This window comes from Ruegeria sp. R13_0, from assembly GCF_017743995.1.
In the GTDB taxonomy this organism is placed as follows: Bacteria; Pseudomonadota; Alphaproteobacteria; order Rhodobacterales; family Rhodobacteraceae; genus Ruegeria.
Genome location: NZ_JAGHRB010000017.1, coordinates 1 through 19,658, shown reverse-complemented (window position 1 = coordinate 19,658; position 19,658 = coordinate 1). Strand labels below are relative to the sequence as shown.

Genomic DNA, 19,658 nt, shown 5'->3' with positions numbered 1-19,658 from the left:
TTGCCGATGCAGCAGTCACAGCCCGCCTGGCGGCCATTCGCTGCGTTGCTAAAAATTGTGTCTGTTCCAACTCACAGTCTGCAGACACAGCAGCTATTCCACCCAGGTGAAATCAATACGGTTTGCTTCTTGACAGCTATTCTGATTTTGCGTCGTGCTATCAAATGCGCTTAGTGGCCGTACGATAGTCGTCAAGCCTTGGGCATTCGCATCACTAAACGCCGAGATGCCGCTGGCTGATTTCTCTATCGAGATCGTCCATTGCGCCTGACCAGACCGATCTGCCTCGCTCAAGGATGGTCGCTCGATCACAAACTGCTCGCAACTCGCTAAGCGACTTGTCAATTACCAGAATAGAAAGACCTGATTCACGTTTCAGTTGCTCCACAGTCGCCCAGATTTCGCGCCTGATATTTGGTGCGAGCCCTTCCGTAGCCTCATCCAATATGAGCAAGCGTGGATTGGTAACTAACGCGCGCCCGATGACCAGCATTTGCTGCTCTCCGCCTGACAATGAGCCCGCAAGCTGATCGGCGCGTTCGCTGAGACGCGGGAATAGCGCAACGACCTTGTCTATATCCCAATGTCCAGGCCGGGACACAGCTACGAGGTTTTCACGCACCGTCAGATCGCGAAATGCGCGGCGGCCTTCGGGGACAAGGCCGATGCCCAACCTTGCCACTTGGTGGCTCGACAGTTTGCGAATGTCGGTGCCGGCAAACACCATGGAGCCTTTGCTTCCGATCATTCTGCAAATAGCGCGAACGGTGGTTGTCTTGCCCACGCCATTGCGCCCCATAAGGGCGACGACTTGGCCCGCTTCGATTGTCAGATCAACGCCAAAGAGGGCTTGGCTTTTGCCATAGCTTGCGACGAGGCCGGATATGGAAAGAAGGCTCATCGGTTCTCTCCAAGATAGGCGCGCTGAACTACTGGATTTTTGCGAATATCTTCGACTGATCCGGAGGCAATTACACGTCCGTAGTCAAGAACCGTTATTCGGTCAGCCAATTTGAAGACGACATCCATGTCGTGTTCGACAAGCAGGATCGGGGCCTGGTTTCGCAAGTCGCTCAGCAAGTTCGTGAGCAGCCGCGTGCCTTCCGCGCTTAAACCGGCCATTGGCTCGTCCAGTATGAACACCTTTGGTTCTAGGGTCAGCGCAACTGCGACTTCCAGTTGTCGGCGCTGACCATGGCTGAGTTCGCCTGTTCGCTTGTCTGCAAAGTCGATCAAGTCCACGCGACGCAGTGCATTCTCCGCGTGATCGCGCAGGTTTTTGTCGCCAAGAACGGGCAGGAAGAATTGCCAGGGTCGGCCTTTGGCCCCAAGCGCGCCCAGCATGGCATTTTGCAAGACGGTGTCCTCTGACGCTAGAGCAGAAATCTGGAAGGTGCGTCCGAGCCCGAGTCTTGCCCGGTTTTTAGTGGTCTCGTGAGTGATATCCTGGCCCTGAAGGCGAACCGAACCCGCGTCAGACTTAAGGCCGCCGCAGATCTGAGCGATGAGCGTTGATTTACCAGCCCCGTTTGGGCCGATCACGGCGTGAACTTCGCGGGGCCTCAGGTCCAATGTCACGTCGTCGTTTGCCATCAGGGCGCCAAAGCGTCGAGTAAGGCCTTCAACTTCCAACACGGGCCGCATCATCGGTCAGACCTTCCCGTAAAGACGCCGTACAGGCCGCCGCGGGCGAAAAGGACGACCACCAACAAAAGCAAACCAAAAAAGAATAGGAAATATTCGCTAATGCCTCCAAGCGCGTGCTCAAGTACGACGAACAGAGTCGCGCCTGCGACCGGTCCGAACGTCCGGCCCAACCCTCCGAGGATTATAAAAACGATCAGTTCACCTGACATCTGCCAGCTGAACATCGTGGGACTGACGAAGCGATTAAGATCGGCAAAAAGCGCCCCCGCCAGCCCACAGATCATGCCGGAAATCACCAATGCGATGAGTCTCAGCCGAAACGGATCAAGCCCGACCGCCTCCACCCGCTCGGGACTTTGCCGCGCTGCGTTTAACGCAAGCCCAAAGGGAGATTTTACGAGCCGCACGTTTAGCCAAAGGACTAGGCTCAGAATTGCAAAACAGATCCCGAAGAACTGTATGGGATCAAGCGTGTTCATACCCGGGAAGGAATTTCGAATGTAGATGGAAAGGCCGTCTTCTCCGCCATAGGCGGGCCAGCTGATTGCAAAGAAAAAAAACATCTGCCCGAAAGCCAGCGTGATCATGATGAAATACACGCCGGAAGTTCGAAGCGACAGAAGCCCGACTATAAAGGCGGCAACACCTGAAAACAGTATTGCCACCAACCAGATCACAGGCATGAGCTTGGTTCCAGAAATCGTGATAGGCCATTCCATCAATGGCGAATACGTCTGAGCGTGAAACGCCAGAATACCCATCGCATAGCCGCCAATCCCAAAGAAGACCGCGTGCCCGAGGCTCACGAGCCCTCCAAGCCCAAGCGCGACATTGAGACCAACCGCGGCCAGAGCGAAGATGACCGCGCGGGTCGCCAACGTAATTGTGAAGGGTTCGTCCGAGACCCAAGCCCAAAGCGGCACACAAAGAAGCAGGCTCATGAGAATGGCGTTTAGTGCTTTTTCCGGGATCATGCGCGCGCCCCGAACAGCCCGGTGGGTCTCCAGATCAGCACGCCAGCCATAAGAACGTAAATTGACATCGAAGCCAATGCCGACCCTGTCGACGTCGCAACATCTGGTGCCACGAACAGTTTAAACAGTTCCGGCAGAAAGATGCCGCCCAGGGTATCGGTCAATCCAACCAGCAAACTGCCGATAAGCGCCCCCCGAATGGACCCGATACCCCCGATCACTATAACGACGAAAGCGAGGATCAGGATCGGTTCACCCATTCCGATCTGGACCGACTGGATAGCACCTACAAGTGCTCCCGCCAATCCGGCGAGCGCTGCTCCGAGCGCGAAGACAAACGTGTACAAGCTCCCAATATCAACGCCGAGTGCTGCAATCATTTCGCGGTCATTTTCTCCGGCACGAATCTGAATGCCAATGCGGGTCCGTGAGATGAAGAGCCACAGCCCAACCGCCACCAAAAGCCCTACAAGGATGAGCACGAGGCGATAGAGCGGATACTGAATGCCGCCTGGCAATGAAACGGGACCGGACAGATAGCTCGGAATATCGAGAAACAGCGGGAATGAACCGAAGATCCATCGCGTACCCTCGGAGAAAATCAGTATCAGCGCGAAAGTCGCAAGCACTTGCTCGAGGTGATCGCGGGCATAGAGCCGGCGAATGACTGCCAATTCGACGATAACCCCGGCCATAGCCGCCGCCGCAATGGCAGCTGCAACAGCCGCCAAGAACGACCCCGTCGCCGCAGCGGCCGCCGCAGCCGCAAAAGCGCCGACCATGTAGAGCGATCCGTGTGCAAGATTTATTAGGCCCATCACGCCGAAGATAAGCGTCAGGCCTGCTGCCATGAGAAAGAGCATGAAGCCGAACTGTATTCCGTTCAGAATCTGCTCGGCGATAAGGATGAAAGTCACGGTTCGAGCAAAAACGGGCCGCCGCCATTTAGTTGGGGGCGGCCCTCCGATTACATTTTACAATCTGCCGCGTAGGCGTCCGAGTGGTTTTCCAACGCCACACCAATGATCCGGTTGGTGAATACATCCCCTTCCTGAATGACTTCGCGCGCATAGATAGTCTGAATTGGATGGTGGTTTGGACCAAACGCAAAGTCGCCACGTGTGCTGTCGAATTCAGCCGCACGCAATGCATCTCTGAACGCGTCTTGATCCGAGACATCAGCCGATCCGAGCGCCGAAACGATCAACTGTGCCGTGTCGAAGCCCTGGCTTGCATAGAGAGACGGAAGCCGCCCGTACTCGGCCACAAAGCTTTCAACGAACGCGGCATTTGCTGGATTGTCGATATCCTTGTTCCATTGGCTGGTATTCACAATCCCAAGTGCTGCGGGCCCGACGGCTTGAAGGATGCCCTGATCGAACGAAAACGCCGGACCCACCACGGGCAGATCAACCCCGCTATCCGCATATTGCTTGAGAAACGAAATCCCCATTCCGCCGGGAAGGAAGAAAAAGACACTGTCTGCGCCGGACGCGCGGATTTGAGCAATCTCGGCTGCATAGTCCGTTTGGCCAAGCTCGGTGTAAATCTCGCCGGCAAGATCGCCTTCGAAGAACCGCTTGTACCCGGTCAAAGCGTCCTTACCCGCCGGATAGTTCGGGGCGAGGATGAAGCTGTTGCTATGTCCTGCTGTGTTGGCATAGGCGCCAGCTGCTTCGTGCAGGTTGTCGTTCTGCCAGGCGACGTTGAAATAATTTTCGTGACAGCCCTGACCGGCCAGCGCCGACGGCCCCGCGTTCGGCGACAAGTAGAACTTACCTTGGGCCGTTGCCGCTGGAACAACCGCCATCGCGAGGTTCGACCAGATAATGCCCGTCAGGATATCCACCTTCTCCGACTGGATCATCTTGTCAGCAAGCTGCACGGCGACATCGGGTTTTCGTTGATCATCTTCGATGACGACCTCGATGTCATCCCGCCCGGATTGCTTGATACCCAGCATGAAACCATCGCGCACATCGATCCCCAAGCCGGCTCCTCCACCGGACAGAGTAGTAATCATGCCGACCTTGGTCTCAGCGAATGCCCCTGTGGCCAGCAACCCGATGGATGCGGCAATGGCAATCGATTTATACTTCATAAGTTCCCCCCACATTTTTTCTATCACCGGCAGCATTGGCACGGCCGTGTTTGAAGTTGCTACAACGAGGACCACTTTCGCAAACAGTCTTTATTAAGATGCTTTCCTGTTCAGAAAGACAATGTCCAGTGCAAGCTTTCAATTTCTAAGGCTTAAATTGGTTTTCAGCACCCAGACCCACTGATATCAGGATCGCATTGGAAGGCGGTAAGCTAAATTGTCGCCTGTGATCCCTGATCGAAAAAAGCTATTTGCTAGTTTGCCGAGTCGCCACGCGAAGACAACGGCTGCAGTCAACTAGTATGCAGCGGGGATCGAAGCAGACACTCGCTGCCACTTGATTGAACGTCTTTTTTGCAGACACAGTGATCTTTTACTTCGGCCGCTCGACTATCCGCTCTTGGTGAATCAGGATCAATGCATTGCGCGAAGGCCATGGCGTAGGACCGCCTAAGACTCACAACCGAACCGGGTCAACATTGACTGCGAAAAGAAGCGTGACCCAGATGAGAGGCTAGGATTCCCAAAACATGGAAACGAAACGATGAAACCAACTAGACCCAAACGTCCGATCAGAGAAGTCGACTTGTGCAGGCGCTTATTGTTTGGCGTCAACGCTTAGTCCCACGAGGCCAAGGATCGTACAAAGTCGACAGAGGTTCATACCACGCGCGCGGAGTGTAAAAGCGCAACCCATTGTTGCTAAATAGGATAATATTTCTCAACGGATGTGTCATAGACGAAGCCGCACCGCTGCCGTATCTATCAACCAATAAGGACTGCTCATCATACAGTTAATCAATGGAGGCTTTGAACCACGACACTATTTAGCATCAACCTTTTGATGGGTAACTCCTCTAGTTGACTGAACCGGCAAGGTTGGGCGGAGTATCACGTGTGTAAGCTTCAATATCTGCTGATCTCTGCTTGAGGAATTCGAGCAACTGTCGATTGTCAGCCAATGCGTCCGCTTTCCCAAGAACCCTCGGACTTGGGAGCTTGGGAAGCATCTGCCCATGACGAAGCAGTTTGTTATAAAGCTGCCCACTGCGGCGCGATTGCGAAGAGATGCGCATCGTTTGAGCAATGAGGCGTCGATCTGCAAAAGGATTTAGAAAAAACCCTTGCGGCAGGCTCTGAAGGACTACCGCAATGGCGTGACTGTAGAGCAGCTCAACAAAAGCCAGATCAAGTCCGGTCTTTTCTGGAAGGCCGGGCGTAAGGTCCGCAAGCCAGCCACAATAGGCAGCTTGCCATATTCGGCGTTCTTCATCAGAGGCTGGTTCACGGCCCCAGATCAAATTATAGGCTGCTTCAATATCTGCGATCCCAGAACTACGGTGAAACCGGCCACCCAACATTTCCATAACATTGCCGCGCAGAATGAGCGCTACTTTTGGAACCATAAGTTGGGCTAATGCTGTTGGAGCCCGTACCTTAGGCGTGGAAAAACCACTGCGTACAAATCGGAGGGTGCGCTCCAGTTTTGCGGCCTCTGCCCATGCGACATCTTTGTTGAGGGTAACAGCATCCAACAAACGATATGGCACTCCCAAGGCATCGGCGATCTGGTACCCCAAAACGGCATCATATCCTGATATCCAGTTCGTTCGGTGAGTGAAACAGATAGTCGGCCGAGCTTCATGAGCCGCTGCCAACCCCAACAGAATACGCGAATCAATCCCCCCACTGATGGGAATCGCGCTTGTGCCATGGTTGGTAAATGCTGCGACGTTTTTTGCCAAACGTTCAGCAATGGCGGCACTGATTGAGTCTTCTTCCTCGACACTCTCAACCATAAACGGCGGGATTTTCGGCCAAAACCGACGCATTGTGAAAGTTCGCAAGTCCAGTCGGTGATTTGGCAGCAACCGCCGAACATGTGCATCGGGTGTCATGCCTGCACGTAGTGGGACATGTCCGAGCAGCAGATTGGGTCGCGTCACGCCATGCGCCCGCTCCAAACGGCGGTTAAGCACAACTGGCATTGATAAACCAACGCGACGCGACGCCGGATCGTAAACCGCCCCCATATCCGCGACAGGATCGGTGTAGAGCAGAGTGCGATCAGGCAAGGTCAATAGCGTGATGTAACGTCCACGCAAATCCATCAGTAGTTCTTCAAACTGATCTAGAGCAAGCGCGTCATCATTTTTGAACGGTAGGTGCAGCGTGTCCTCTATCACATTGTCATCGGGTCCAATAGCCACACCGCAAAGCAGCCCCAAAAACGCGCCAGTCGCGTCTTTTAGTGGGTGGACGGGCAAGTCAGGGTCATACCAAAGTGTCCAACTGCCAGCAGTGGCAGAATGCCAAGTTGGTAGACCTGCACTTGTCTGAGACTCTGGCGTGATCAGATATTGATGACGGAAAACCCGCTCTGGGGACCATCCTTTTTCCCGACAAAGCGCTTCAGCGAAGCTTTCGTCCTCGGTCGGATCGGCACTCAGCACTAATTCTGCCCTTCACGGATCGGATTCGGGAAAAGACGTGTACCCGTCCATGCTTTCCCAAGGTCGCGGTCGAGATCGGCACTGCGCATCTTCTTCTTAGCACCAAAGGGGCAGAGCGTAATCTCGCCCAGATAAAGATTCTGTCCGCGTATGAAAAAGTCTACCCTGGCGAATTCCAGATCACGCCCAATGGCTTCTGCAACACGGACCATATCGTCAAGTTGCGAAGGTCGACGCCCGGGGGACGGATCGCTGGGATAGTAAAGCTCGTCCGCGAGAAGATTGAAATCACGATCATAGATCCGTTGAACATGCTGGGTGGAGCGATCCTGATCGACCTGGACAATATGCACACGTCCAGCCAAAACCCAAAGCTTCCAATCATCAATATCTTGTCCGCCGTCAGCGAGATCTTCTTCTACAAACACGCGAGGTGAAATGGTGTGATACCACCATTCGCCCGCCCAGAACCCGTGCCGATGGCGACGCGCGAACCACGTGGTTTGCTTTTTCAGTAGTGCTTCTCGCGCTTCGTCGTCCATCGGAAACTGAACGGCAACATTGTTGCCCGCTCCAAAATTCGTTTTCAGAAAATATCGTCCGGGTGCCATTTCGGTGTTAACTGGCAAGCCGGGCTTGGTTGCAATCCAGCTCCGACGTGTCAGGCTCAGCAGGGGCAGTACTGCGTCCGGTACAAACAGCTCTGTCATGAGCTTGTCCGCAGGCGGTCCGATAGGGATCTCACCAAACATCTTCATGACGAGAAGCTTTTCAGTGGCGGTCTTCGGATCCAGAAAATTCGGAGGGTAGCCATGGTTTTGACTGAAGCGATTGATCGATGTTGCCAGTGCAAAGATACGTGCCGCATCTGAAGGATAATAGTCATATCCCCGGGTGAAATTCGCACGAGGCGGGTTCGCGATACCAAAAAGCTTGTGTCGACGAATTTCAAACAACAGGTATTCACTGTACCGCAAGAACAGGTCTAACCTGCGGACATCGCGCGCGGTGACCATGTCTGGAAAGGCCGCGATAATCTCTGCCGGAGGTGTCGCCAATGGCGGTAGATCGGGCAACATCTCGCGAAAGCGCGGTCGAGGCTTCTTTTCATTCATGAATCCGAAGACTCACCTGCCGTATTCGCGTCTGGACTAGGTTGCGGCTTTTTCTTCGCAATCGGTGCTGCACCCGGATCGATGTCGTGCTTGATAAGTAGCTGTCCGATCAAGCTTTTTTCCGGTGCAATTCCATCATATTCGATAGCGAGAAAATCGCGCATCCGACGCCCGTAAAAATGGATAGATGCGGTATCTTCCAGAATGAACTCAGAAGTGTCACGATTGGGACGCGCCATACGACGGCGACGTTGAAAACTGATCGGGTAAAGCACGTGACGTGGAAGGGCATGGCGTTCCTCGCCATGTTTGTGCAATAGCCAGGTCAGTGCGCGCGGGCCCCACACACCCCAAGGCATCTCACCTGCGTGTAAGGGTGTGCCAGCAGCCTGCGCTGCGCGCAACCGCCGTTTGTGATGCCGTGGGAGCCAAGGAACGATGGTATAGGGGTCCTCTGTATAGGCGATCAAATCCTTGAGCGTTGGACTGTCGGGCGGAAGACGCAGGACGCCATTGTTGATCTCATTTTCTTCTTGCCAACCATAAAAATGGCCTGTCTCAGTCTCAAAGGGCAGCCTACAATAAGCATCGGTATCCGCCCAAATCAAATTCGGTTCCTGCTGCAGCATACGGTAGCGAAACTTGTCCGCATGCGGTGCGACACTCCCTGTGCGCGTGTGGGTCACAAATTCGGTCGTTGGCAGAACTTCGTTCGCGTCACGTACCTCAACGCCATCCGGCACCCGAGAGACGTCTTCGTAGACATAGAGTCGGACGGCTTGATCGTTATCAAGAAAAGACTTGATACAGAGTTGCTCAAGATAACTCAACGGCCCCTCGACCCAGAGCATGCCAATTGAGTATTTGCGTGTCATGCGAATGTCGTCTTTCAACTGAGATGGATAAGAAACTGCGCGCCGCGACGGGTCTGCTTAGCACGGTCGCCAAGCTGGCGCATTGCCTCGCGGACTGCTTCACGAACGTGCATGCGACCGTCCTTTTTCCAAAATAGGTCGTCTCCGGCGATCAGACCACCGGAACGTACCTTGCGGGCGGAGATAAGAATATCCTCCAGCACAAAGTCATACATGTGATTGCCGTCAATATAGACCCAATCAAAATATCCGTCTGGATATGTCTCAAGCACGTCTGCAGAGAAGCCTTTGCGTACGATGCAATTGGGCAATCGCCCTAGCGTTCGGGTGACATGGTCGTATTTCGACTGCATCTTCTGCGCGCTGGCATGCTGGGCATGCGTATGTTCTTCGGTTTTCTCTGCCAGCAAATCCCATGGATCAATCAGTACCAGTTCGCGTGGTTGCGTGATATTCAGAATTTCCGCTGAAAAATCACCTTGCCAAACTCCGATTTCGGCGCATCGACCGCCTTTTGGCATTACCTCATCAAGCATCTGGCGCCGCAGCGCGCGTCGATTGGGCGCACGGTTTCGATCATTCTCTTCGAGAATGACGCCAATGATCTGATTCGCCTCTTCGGGGGTAGCCAAGCTTGACCTGCTCGGCATAGGTGCAACAGGTATTTCAGCCGCTGAAGGCGTTGCCGAAATTTCGATCAGCTCCTGTCTTAGCGCTAGATACTCGTCGCGCTTCAACAACCGACCGAGTTGCTGTTCCTGGTAGACACGTGCGCCGCGTTCCAAATGCGCAACAATTGGGTCGGAGACGAGCTTTTGGTATTCCCTAGACATTGCGTCAAGATGACGTTGGATTGAGAGATCAGTCTCGCCGCCTCGACACCAGCGCATCCAGTACTTTTTTCCAATCCTCTCGTTCACATGGTTCGCTCGACCGCGATTCCGCTTGATAAGAAATGCATCGATTGAGCGCACGGCATAGTGGTTCACCTGCGCGATTTCATATCCAAAATTGTCGTTGGGGCGACGCGGATCGGATTCGGGGTCTGATTGCAGCCACGGCGCGCACCAGACAACGTCATTTTCGTCTGCTTCGTCAAAAACAGGCGCGTGCAATCCCAGCCGCCTGACCTTTAGACTTGGCCTGAAAAGCGATTTCACAAAACGCCCTTCTTCGTCTTCCGAGGAAACGGCTGGCTCGGCATCTGTGAACACTTTCATGCATTCGCCCGGGAACAACGAGGATTGGCCCGCATTCGAAAAAAGGCGCCATGCAACAGGAATCACCTCTGCGTCTGGACTATGCGCAATGAGATCATCAACATGACCATTTCCAATCTTCACATTCAGGAACTCGTCAACGTCACAGACATATACCCATTGAGCGGATGCGTAGGATTGATGAGATTGTGCATATTTGAGCGCCGACTTGTGGGGTCCACGCTTCAGAACGACATTGCGAACATGCGTGACGATTTTATTTTGTTGGAGACGGTCGAGCAGGAGGTCTGTTCCGTCACTACAATCGTTAGTGTAAATCAGGAAATCCGTGAACCCGATTGCTCGATGATATGCAATCCATTCGAGCAGATATGGTGCTTCATCCTTCATCGTCGAGACGATGAGTTTCTTGCCTACAGTCTGACCAGAATCGGATTTAAGGGCAGCCTCTTGTTCCAAGTAGTCGTCATTTGCACGCAACATACCATCAATTTCTTCAGCATGAACTGGACCGACGTCATCTTTGGCACTTCTGCTGTTGCGGTTCATGGAGAAAGTCCAATTCGATAGTGTTATGCCCAACAAAGGCACGGTGCTTCAGAACGGCAGCTTAGCGTTGCCAAGATTTACCGTTCAACTTGGCCCTATAAGTACATATAGATTATGGTTTTCCATTGCGTCAATGTGACCTTTGAAGCAGGATTCTGCGTGCCTTCGGCGGTGCCTCCAAATCAGTAATACTGCCGAAACGGGCGAGCGCATCAATCTGAGCATCTGCCGTCTTTGTTCTCAAATCGAAGATGGCGGCCCCCCCTGGCATCAATGCGCGATCTAGAAATGGGAGATAGGAGTCCACTGGATAGTGGAACCCACAGGACAAGAAAGACACCACCAGATCAACCGGTGAAATTGTTTCCGGCGCAGTCGCGTTAGGGTTCACGGTCGTAACACTCTCGGTCGATACCCCATTCGAAACCAAAAAATCCCGCGCGGTTTTCAAGCTCGAATAAGCTGCACCCGCTTTTTTGAAGCCGAAATGCCTACGGTCATTGGTTTCAAGGTCAATCAACACGAGTTCTGCATTGAACTCTCTGGCAAGGAAGAGATCAAAAAAGGCGTAGCCACAACCAATATCTGCAACACGCTTTGGCTTGAGTTGTTTCAAAACAGGCGACAACGCGCGATATTCGGCTCTAATCACTCCGGCGGCGCGTCTGGCAGCCTCCAATCCCAGTCGTGCAACTTCCGCAAGAATTGGGCCGTCGTCCCCTTCGCTCCATGCACGAATCACCCTGCCTGGTCGCGGGCGATCAAACATCACCTCAGAGCGTTGCAACACAATGTTCATTAGATCGGTCTCGTCGAAACTAGATAAATCCAGTCCAGTGATCTCAGGATCTTCAGCTTCTTTGGCGAAATTAATGCTCGCGCCCATCTTTTTCTCCTTGTCTCAGGGCGAGCCTATCGGGCCACAATCGACTGTTGAAGGTGTATAGTACCTGACCTGCTCCCCTTGAAGTCCGCGTTTATATGTTAGCTCTCTTCAGGTTTTGGTCCTCTCTCGACCGTTGATGATACTCCCACGGAGTGAGACCGTCGAGGCTCGAATGTGGGCTTTTGGTGATTGTAGTCGGCGCGCCATGCCGCGATCATGCGGCGGGCATGGCGCAGAAACGGGAACAGGTTTTCGTTGAGGCACTCTTCACGCATTCTTCCGTTTAAGCTTTCTAACAGACCGTTCTGCATGGGTTTGCTGAGCGCGATGTATTTCCAACCGACCTTTCGGTCCTCCTGCTATTTCTGCATCTCGCTACTGGTCAGTTCCGTGTCATTGTCCGAGAGCACAAGGCACGGATAGCCGCGAAGTTCAGCAATACGATCCAGTTCACGGGCGACAAGCGCGCCGCCGATGGATGTATCCACCACAGCGACCAGGCATTCCAAGCTTAAGTCATCAATGGCGTTCAGCACCCGGAACCTGCGCCCGTCTTCCAGCGCTTCGGACATAAAGTCGAGCGTCTATCTCTGGTTCGGTCCTTGAGGGATCGCCATTCGTGTCCTAGTGCCCACAACGCGCTTGCGTCCGCTATGTTTACGGACGGTTAACCCTTCTTCGGGGTAGAGCCGATACAGCTTCTTCCAGTTCACTTGCCATCCCTCGCGCTTCAGCAGGATGTGCAGCCGTCCATAGCCGAACCGCCGCCGTTCGGACGCCAGTTTATTTATCCTTGTCCGCAATTCTGTATCAAGCCGTCGCTTAGCAGTCCGTAGATACAAACGCGGATCGATCCCAGCCAACGCACAAGCGCGGCGTTGATTGCAGCCCTTGGTCTTCATCTCCCAATCCACAGCACTCCTTCTCGAATTGGGCTTCAGAAGTCTTTTCCAAGCATCTCTTTCAACGTCGCCACATCCGTCATCTGCTCGGCCAACTTCTTCATCAGTTTGGCGTTCGCAGTTTCCAGTGTCTTCGATCGCCGAGCACCTCCATGCCGCCTTACTTGGAGCGCCACCTTCAGAATGTCGCTTCGCTGATCCCGTGCTTGCGGCACAGCTCCTTCGCGCCCAACCCAGCTTAGTGTCCCTGCACGATACCAATGATCTGTTCTTCGCTGAAACGGCTACTCTTCATCGTCTGTCTCCTCAAATGGAGATCAGGCTATCCTCAAATCGGGGACATTTCAGGGGAGCAGGTCAAACCAGATATCAACACTAGCAAGCTCCGAGCTATAGCGGTTCCAGAACTGCTCGCAGGCGAAGGTGGCTTTTCACCCAGCCGCACGACCCAAAAGAGATAAGTTCAAATGCAAAAGAACCTTATCTAGCCTCGATACGAACGCAGCAGGCCAAAAAACCGTTTTTAAAGATACGGCTTCGATGCGCCTGACGAAGAAACATCGTAGCCTTGAAACTATAAACCAGATATCGTTCGGCTCCGAGCTAAAAAACGATGCAATAGCAGAGTATACGATGGCAAATAGCAGACTAAAAAACATAAAAGGCGATAGCTACTATGGAAAAGTAGCAAAAAACTACGAAGACAAGCGTCGCCAGCAGGCTTGGTGGTGGGTTGAGCAAGAGCAGATGGAAGAGCTATTGAGTATGCTTCCGAGAGGGCTCAAGGTGCTAGATGTCCCCTTCGGCACAGGCCGATTTGTGAATTACTACCATGATCACGGCTACACCGTTTTTGGGTTAGACGCATCTGACGACATAATGATGGCGGCGCAGACTTCGCTCGGCGATCAGTATGATAGATGCACGACAGTGCGGGGCTACTCAACTAAGCTGCCGTTTGATGATAAGGCATTTGATCTGGTCGTCAGCACGCGTTTCTTGCGCGACATTATCTGTTATGCCGACACAAAGAAAACGATCCGGGAATTTGCTAGGGTATGCAAATCCTATGCGATTTTGCAGCTGGGTTTTCGGGTGGACGGACCATACGAGTTTCCAGCCGACGATGAGAGAATGGGCAGTCGTATGTCGCGCCGGCAGGTGCTGGCTTTGCTGAAAAGGAGCGGGTTCGAAGAGGTCGAGTCGCGCAAGGTCAAAGTGCTCGACGGCGGAAATGCAGAGATCCACCATTTTCTGTTGAGGCAAACTTCCACGTGATTGTTGAATTTTTGGGTTTGCCAAGCTCCGGCAAATCCACCCTCGTAAATGCGCTTTTGACAAAACTGGCGTCAGACGGGTGGAACCACACATCACTGGAGGCGCTTGAACGCAAAAACGTAAAGATAAAGCCGATTTTGCGCAAGAACGCCATCGCGCGTCATAGTTACAGGCGGGACCAAATAGATGCTCTGTATCCTGATTTTAACGCTTTGGCGAACGGGGTTTTAGCACGATTTCCACAACAGAAGGCGATGTTTATCCAAGGGTTGACTGAGTACGTGATCGCCGAAGAGATGTCGCGCGATGTAGGCTTGGTTTGTATGCATGAAGGGCCTTGGCATCGGCTTTTGTATGGGCTGTCGAATGCGCCGGATTTTGTCATCTCGGATGCACTGGAATCGTTAAGCGATTATGCAGCGCCCGATGCAGTGGCTCATTTGTGCGCGACGCCAGAGCAAAGTCTGGAGGGCATCACAAACCGCATGAGAAAGCGAAATGTAGCCAATCCTGAACGCAAAGCCATACAACGTCACGGCTCGATTGCGAAGCTGCAGAACCGCAACGATATGATGCAGGCCGCTGTAGACTATTTGAGCTCGAAAGGAACGAAAGTAGTTAAGTTAGAAGCATTTAGTCCGCTTGATGAAATGCTGTCCGAACTTTATGGGTCACTAGATTTGAGCAGTGCGCGAGTAAAAACCTATGTGTAGTGGGTAGGGTTATTGAAGTTCAAAGATTTGACGCACAGCGGGACGGGCATAGATGCGAGATCGCGGCGGAGACGGATACGTTTGGGGGAGATACTCGGCGCAATTGAGGAAATGGGGCCCGAATGTTTTGCAGTAAACTTCGTGTACAGCAAAAGCGACAGATCAATCTTGGAAAACCTTGCTCGCGATATTTGAGAATTTCTTTGTCCAAGGCTGACCGCTTCACGGCTGCCGATATTTCACCGGCAAAGACTATGTTCAGCATCGTTGCTCGCTGGTCCTCAACAACACTTGCCTAAAAGGTGTAGATTCCGCCTGTGTGCAGAATAAGGCGCTCAGGCCGGATCTAGGATCAGGATTTGTTCTCAGGTGTCGTCTGTTTCGAGATATGGCTTTGTTGCACAAGAAGTCCTGTAGGATGAGTTCTCCCCGACCCATGACGGACTTATCCAGCGGTCACGGTTTTCGGGAAGCGCAGTGCGGTGAAGCCTTTGAGCATTGCGGCCCGGATCTGGATTTCCGCAACTTGGAGATCAAATTCGCGCGACGTGAGGCGCTGACCCAATTATTTCAAATAATGCACCTTTAACGCAACGCGGCTTCTGCGGCCAAAAACCGCCATTGATCGAGACGAACAAAGGTGCAGTGCAGCAACGCCGAAGCGGTCAACGGCACTACTCTCCCTTGTACGGAATAGCCCAAGAGAGACATTCACCACTCAAAGAAGATGCTGCAGCCGCAGCCCGCTTAGCGGCCATTCGTTATGATGGCGAAACCTCAAGGTCTGCGAACGGTTAAGCCGTGGACTATGCCGCCGTTCAATTGCAAAGACGCAGTGTCGGCTCAGCGCCAAGACCGTTTGTTCTGAGAAGCCTCTGCTACTGTTCGCAGAGTTATCAGGGCTCTTTCCATGGTCGCTCGATCCCGGGGCGCGCCGATACACAGCCTAAGCCCATTTTGCAGTCCGGAGCGTTCGCCTTTTGCTGCGAACTGAGAGGCGGGCGACACCAACACATTTGCCTCTGCAAGAACTTCGACCAGCCAGTCGTTCCGCGCGTTGGTTGGGAGTGGCAAAAGTACATGCATGCTTTGCGGTCCTGTTACGACCTCCATGCCATCAAGAACACGACGTAAGATCGCCTGGCGTTTGAAAACCTCTTTGCGCTTGGCATGCACAACCGCCTTGTATTGACCGGATGCAATGATCTCAGACGCAACTGAAGCCATAAGTGGTGCGTTCATCCACACGGAAGCACGTTGGGCACGGTCCACGGCATCTCTGTAACTCTTTGGCGATACGAGGTAGCACACTCGCAGGCCAGGAGCCCAACTTTTGGAGAGCGTTCGGATGTAAAGCGTGCGATCTGGGGCAAGTTCCGCGAATGACGTTGGCGGCTGTTCGAGCAGAAAGCCATAGGCGTCGTCTTCGATAACCATGACATCATTCGACTTGGCGATATTCACGATTTCTGAACGGCGTTCCATCGGCAGCGTGGTCGAAGTCGGGTTTTGTACGTTGGGGATACTGAAAAGTGCTGAGACATCGTGCTTTTGGCACAGCCGAGTAAAGCTCTCTGGGATGATCCCTTCGCTGTCGGCGTCCACTTCTACCACGTCCAAGCGGAGCATTTCACAAGCCAGACGCACCATCGGATAGGTCAAACGCTCGACGGCCACGACTTGTCCAGGACGGCAGGTTGCCATTAGGGCGAGCATCAATGCGTGCTGTCCGCCGCTGCATATGGTGATTGCCTCATGGCTGTCGATTGGAGTGTCGCGATCTTCGTTCAGCCATCGCCAAGCCGTTAGACGGTCATACTCGGACCCCGGATTGTTCCGGTAATCGAGTACATCACAGCCAGGATCAGCCAGTACTTTTGCAATCGCAGTTTGGAAGATGCCGTCCTGCTCGGGCAGAACCAGGTGGTTCTTGCTGAAGTCTACCACTGCCTCACCCGGAGTCTCGTAGGAAAACTCCATAGCGCGGGCATCGGCATTCATTCGGACGAAGGTTCCACGTCCGACTTCGCCAATTGTAAGGCCCATTGCTTCCATCTCGGAGAACACCTTCGTTGCGGTGCCCAAAGACAGCCCGTGTCGGTGCGCAAGTTCCCTGTGTGTTGGCAAGCGGTCGCCTGGCTTCAGCGTCCCGCTGCGTATGTCTCGAGCCAGGTCGGCAGCCACGTCTTTGTACTTTGCACGCATTGGGCGATCCGCTTTTTGAACAATGTAGAGATTGTATTGTATAGCTAAGGTTTCGCAAGGACGGCTCAGGTATAAAGGGAAAACCATTGTCCTATATACAATGAAATTATTGACCCTTCAGTATGATACAATCAGATGTTTGTTCTATATCATTGATCCAAAGAGGCGACGCGAGATGGCGACTATCCCGTCACAAAGGCACCTGTTCGATATCCCGTCAGACTTGACGTATTTCAACTGTTCCTACAATGCGCCCCTGCTGAAGAAAGCAGGTGACGCGCTGGTCGAAGGGGCCCTTTCCAAATGTCACCCTTGGGAACGCAAGCCCAACGACTTCTTTGAGGACGCCGAGGCTTTCCGCACGGCGGCTTCCAAAGCGTTTGGCGTCAGCGCCGACAATTTTGCAGTTACGCCGTCCGCCAGCTATGGATCGTCAACAGCGGCTCGAATCCTAGAAAAACACCTGTCAGATCAGGATGAGATTATCGTCTTGGACGAGGCATTCCCATCCAATTACCTACCGTGGCAGCGCCTGGGTCAAGAAACCGGGGCCAAATTTGTCGTCTTACCAACGCCTGAGGACTTCGGTTGGACCCAAGCCGTGCTGGATCGCATCACGCCGCGGACCAAGCTCGTCGCCATTCCCAACTGCCATTGGACAAACGGCGCTTTGTTGGACCTCGACAAGATCGCTGAGGCCGCCCGGTCCGTAGGATCATACTTCATCCTCGAAGTCACGCAGTCCCTGGGGGCGAAACCAATCGACATCGCTTACTTGAAACCTGACTTCTTGATCTCCGCCGGATACAAATGGCTGCTCTCCCCTTATGGCCTCAGCCTCTTCTACGCAGATCCCAAGTGGCACGATGCGCGGCCTTTGGAAGAGACATGGCTCAGCCGAGCCGATGCCGAGGTGTTTGAGAACCTCGTTCAGTACAACGACCAATACCAAGTCGGGGCCCGCCGGTTCGAGATGGGTCAAAAGAATATCCCCTCGATCCTGCCCGGTGGCGTTGTGGCATTGGAGCAGATTGCTGATTGGGGAGTGGCAAACATTGCTGAGACCCTTGAAGGCATCAATGACAGCATCGCGACGATCCTAGAGCCGTTCGGCTTTGTGCCCGTACCTAAAGAGGTCCGGAGCCCCAACATCCTCGGAGCGGGGCTCGAAGGCGGCATTCCAGAGACACTCCTCCCCAGTTTGGCCGAGCGCAATGTCTATCTCAGCCGTCGCGGCAGCTCCCTGCGGTTCGCCCCATACTTGCATGTCACCGAAGATGACCTCGACCGACTGTCCGAAACCCTGAAATCCGTTTTCCACTAGAGGCGAGCATCTGCTCGATATCGCATGTCGATCAATCAACGCTTGAAAGACCTTGGCATTCAACTGCCCGACGCTGTAGCCGCTGTGGCCAACTACGTTCCGACACACCTGAGCCCGGACGGCACCCTCCACGTGTCCGGACAAATTGCATTCGTAGATGGGGCGTTGGCGGATCGGGGAACACTCGGCAATTCCATATCTGTAGAGGACGCGTACCAATCTGCCCGCACCTGTGCGATCAATGTCCTCGCCCAGGTATCAGCCGCGTTGGGCGGAGACATGGACCGGATCGTCTCTTGCCGAAAGCTTACGGTCTTTGTTGCTGCAACTCCCGACTTCGAAGAGCACCCAATGGTTGCCAACGGGGCCTCGGACCTGATCGTTGAGGTGCTTGGAGAAACTGGCCGGCACTCCCGTTCCGCCGTTGGAGTGTCCAGCCTGCCTTTCAACGCTCCAGTCGAAGTTGAGGCTCTATTTGAGGTTAACCCAGCATCCTGAGATTAGAGGTTCAAGCGACCGGGGAAGAAAGACGATGAAAACGATTGGCATTTTGGGCGGCATGTCGGCGGCATCGACGCAACTCTACTATCGTGAGCTTTGTGATCTCACCCGCGAAAGACTGGGCGGACTGCGTTCCCGCGTTGTTTACCAAAGCATTCAGACCGCAATACTCTGACCTAATTCCATTTAAAGTATGAGCGATAGCAATGGGATCCGTTAAGTCAACGCAGATAGGCGTAAAATCCGAACCTAACTCAGTTGCCATTTCACCTAGGCCCTCCTCGTTGAGGTCCAGTCCAAACACGTGGAACCCATCTGCCCGCAGTTGGCGACAGATGGCTTGCCCCATCCCTCCCGCTGCACCAGTCACTACCGCTGTTTTCATAGCAAATCCTCCCACCTTGGTATGTTTTGGGATGCTCCGAGTTAAAGCAGAAAACTCACAACCCTTTTTTCTGAAATCCGGGAAAGTCAATTCCGTTTGAATTCAGCGCGCGTTCGTTTTGGGCTCAAGCTAGACTTTGCAAAGTCCGCTTTCTGCGCATCGCCGTCATTCAGACATCGCGCAGCATCGGTCATTTTTGGGCTCATCGCGGACTTTCTCTGCATTCTGAACTGATGGTGGGTTTGGGTTCCAGAACGTCTAGTGCCGTGTTGCGATCCAGCAGCTTGGTCGGCACCAGACACCTTGCTGCACAGTCAGATCTCATGAAGAGTAGCTGGACGATCCAACGGCAGTGCGTAGGTCTTCTTGGGGCAATTTGTGGAGAGTATAGATGCTGAGTGAGCCTAGGGTCAGGATTCATAACCAGTAGATAACGAGAGCAGCGAGGGCGATTGCTGAGAGGAACACCTTCGGGCATCGATCATAGCGGGTCGCGACGCGCCTCCAGTCCTTGAGCCTGCCGAACATGA

16 protein-coding genes and 3 pseudogenes are annotated in these 19,658 nt (G+C 53.5%); 4 read left to right on the top strand and 15 right to left on the bottom strand.

The window, feature by feature from the left end; genetic code table 11:
* Positions 1-214: 214 nt before the first annotated feature.
* The 11 genes and pseudogenes from J7394_RS19060 to J7394_RS19010 all read right to left on the bottom strand — a co-directional run bounded on the left by J7394_RS19060 (position 215) and on the right by J7394_RS19010 (position 13,017).
* Positions 215-901, bottom strand: a complete 687-nt coding sequence (locus J7394_RS19060; protein WP_209255382.1) for an ABC transporter ATP-binding protein — start codon at positions 899-901, stop codon at positions 215-217.
* Positions 898-1,647, bottom strand: a complete 750-nt coding sequence (locus J7394_RS19055) for an ABC transporter ATP-binding protein (protein WP_209255380.1) — start codon at positions 1,645-1,647, stop codon at positions 898-900. The genes J7394_RS19060 and J7394_RS19055 overlap by 4 nt, the downstream gene beginning before the upstream one ends.
* Positions 1,644-2,621, bottom strand: a complete 978-nt coding sequence (locus J7394_RS19050) for a branched-chain amino acid ABC transporter permease (RefSeq protein ID WP_209255378.1) — start codon at positions 2,619-2,621, stop codon at positions 1,644-1,646. Before J7394_RS19050 ends, J7394_RS19055 begins: the two co-directional genes overlap by 4 nt.
* Positions 2,618-3,538: a branched-chain amino acid ABC transporter permease gene (locus tag J7394_RS19045; RefSeq protein ID WP_209255376.1), complete on the bottom strand. Its 921-nt coding sequence runs from the start codon at positions 3,536-3,538 to the stop codon at positions 2,618-2,620. The genes J7394_RS19050 and J7394_RS19045 overlap by 4 nt, the downstream gene beginning before the upstream one ends.
* 50 nt (positions 3,539-3,588) lie before the next feature.
* Positions 3,589-4,722, bottom strand: coding sequence for an ABC transporter substrate-binding protein (locus J7394_RS19040; protein WP_209255374.1), 1,134 nt, complete (start codon positions 4,720-4,722; stop codon positions 3,589-3,591).
* 857 nt (positions 4,723-5,579) lie between these two features.
* Positions 5,580-7,175, bottom strand: a complete 1,596-nt coding sequence (locus tag J7394_RS19035; protein WP_209255372.1) for a hypothetical protein — start codon at positions 7,173-7,175, stop codon at positions 5,580-5,582.
* Positions 7,175-8,290 (bottom strand): ATP-grasp fold amidoligase family protein, encoded by a 1,116-nt coding sequence (locus J7394_RS19030; protein ID WP_209255370.1) that lies wholly within the window; start codon positions 8,288-8,290, stop codon positions 7,175-7,177. Before J7394_RS19030 ends, J7394_RS19035 begins: the two co-directional genes overlap by 1 nt.
* Positions 8,287-9,165: a hypothetical protein gene (locus tag J7394_RS19025; protein WP_209255368.1), complete on the bottom strand. Its 879-nt coding sequence runs from the start codon at positions 9,163-9,165 to the stop codon at positions 8,287-8,289. The genes J7394_RS19030 and J7394_RS19025 overlap by 4 nt, the downstream gene beginning before the upstream one ends.
* A gap of 14 nt (positions 9,166-9,179) precedes the next feature.
* Entirely contained in the window at positions 9,180-10,934 is a 1,755-nt protein-coding gene (locus tag J7394_RS19020; protein WP_209255366.1) for a glycosyltransferase family 2 protein, read from the bottom strand.
* 130 nt (positions 10,935-11,064) lie between these two features.
* Positions 11,065-11,820 carry a class I SAM-dependent methyltransferase gene (locus J7394_RS19015; protein ID WP_209255364.1) on the bottom strand — a complete coding sequence of 252 codons (756 nt, stop codon included), beginning with the start codon at positions 11,818-11,820 and terminating at the stop codon, positions 11,065-11,067.
* A gap of 91 nt (positions 11,821-11,911) precedes the next feature.
* Positions 11,912-13,017: pseudogene (locus tag J7394_RS19010) on the bottom strand (IS3 family transposase).
* Between the two features lie 128 nt (positions 13,018-13,145).
* Here J7394_RS19010 and J7394_RS23135 point away from each other — a divergent pair.
* Both J7394_RS23135 and J7394_RS19000 read left to right on the top strand, forming a co-directional pair.
* On the top strand, positions 13,146-14,000 hold the full coding sequence (locus J7394_RS23135) for a class I SAM-dependent methyltransferase (RefSeq protein WP_209255362.1): 855 nt from the start codon (positions 13,146-13,148) through the stop codon (positions 13,998-14,000).
* Positions 13,997-14,713, top strand: coding sequence for a hypothetical protein (locus J7394_RS19000; RefSeq protein WP_209255360.1), 717 nt, complete (start codon positions 13,997-13,999; stop codon positions 14,711-14,713). The genes J7394_RS23135 and J7394_RS19000 overlap by 4 nt, the downstream gene beginning before the upstream one ends.
* Positions 14,714-15,158: 445 nt before the next feature.
* On the opposite strand, the pseudogene J7394_RS22915 reads toward J7394_RS19000, so the two are convergent.
* Both J7394_RS22915 and J7394_RS18995 read right to left on the bottom strand, forming a co-directional pair.
* A pseudogene (locus J7394_RS22915) lies at positions 15,159-15,323 on the bottom strand (IS5/IS1182 family transposase); the annotation flags it as partial.
* A gap of 233 nt (positions 15,324-15,556) precedes the next feature.
* Positions 15,557-16,918 (bottom strand): PLP-dependent aminotransferase family protein, encoded by a 1,362-nt coding sequence (locus tag J7394_RS18995; protein ID WP_209255358.1) that lies wholly within the window; start codon positions 16,916-16,918, stop codon positions 15,557-15,559.
* Between the two features lie 175 nt (positions 16,919-17,093).
* Here J7394_RS18995 and J7394_RS18990 point away from each other — a divergent pair, with 175 nt between their 5' ends.
* Positions 17,094-18,242, top strand: coding sequence for an aminotransferase class V-fold PLP-dependent enzyme (locus tag J7394_RS18990; protein WP_209255356.1), 1,149 nt, complete (start codon positions 17,094-17,096; stop codon positions 18,240-18,242).
* 24 nt (positions 18,243-18,266) lie between these two features.
* Positions 18,267-18,740 carry a RidA family protein gene (locus J7394_RS18985; RefSeq protein WP_209255354.1) on the top strand — a complete coding sequence of 158 codons (474 nt, stop codon included), beginning with the start codon at positions 18,267-18,269 and terminating at the stop codon, positions 18,738-18,740.
* A gap of 10 nt (positions 18,741-18,750) precedes the next feature.
* On the opposite strand, the gene J7394_RS22910 is transcribed toward J7394_RS18985, so the two are convergent.
* Together J7394_RS22910 and J7394_RS18970 are read right to left on the bottom strand one after the other, a co-directional pair.
* On the bottom strand, positions 18,751-19,092 hold the full coding sequence (locus J7394_RS22910; protein ID WP_247748300.1) for an SDR family NAD(P)-dependent oxidoreductase: 342 nt from the start codon (positions 19,090-19,092) through the stop codon (positions 18,751-18,753).
* Between the two features lie 453 nt (positions 19,093-19,545).
* Positions 19,546-19,658: pseudogene (locus tag J7394_RS18970) on the bottom strand (IS5/IS1182 family transposase); the annotation flags it as partial.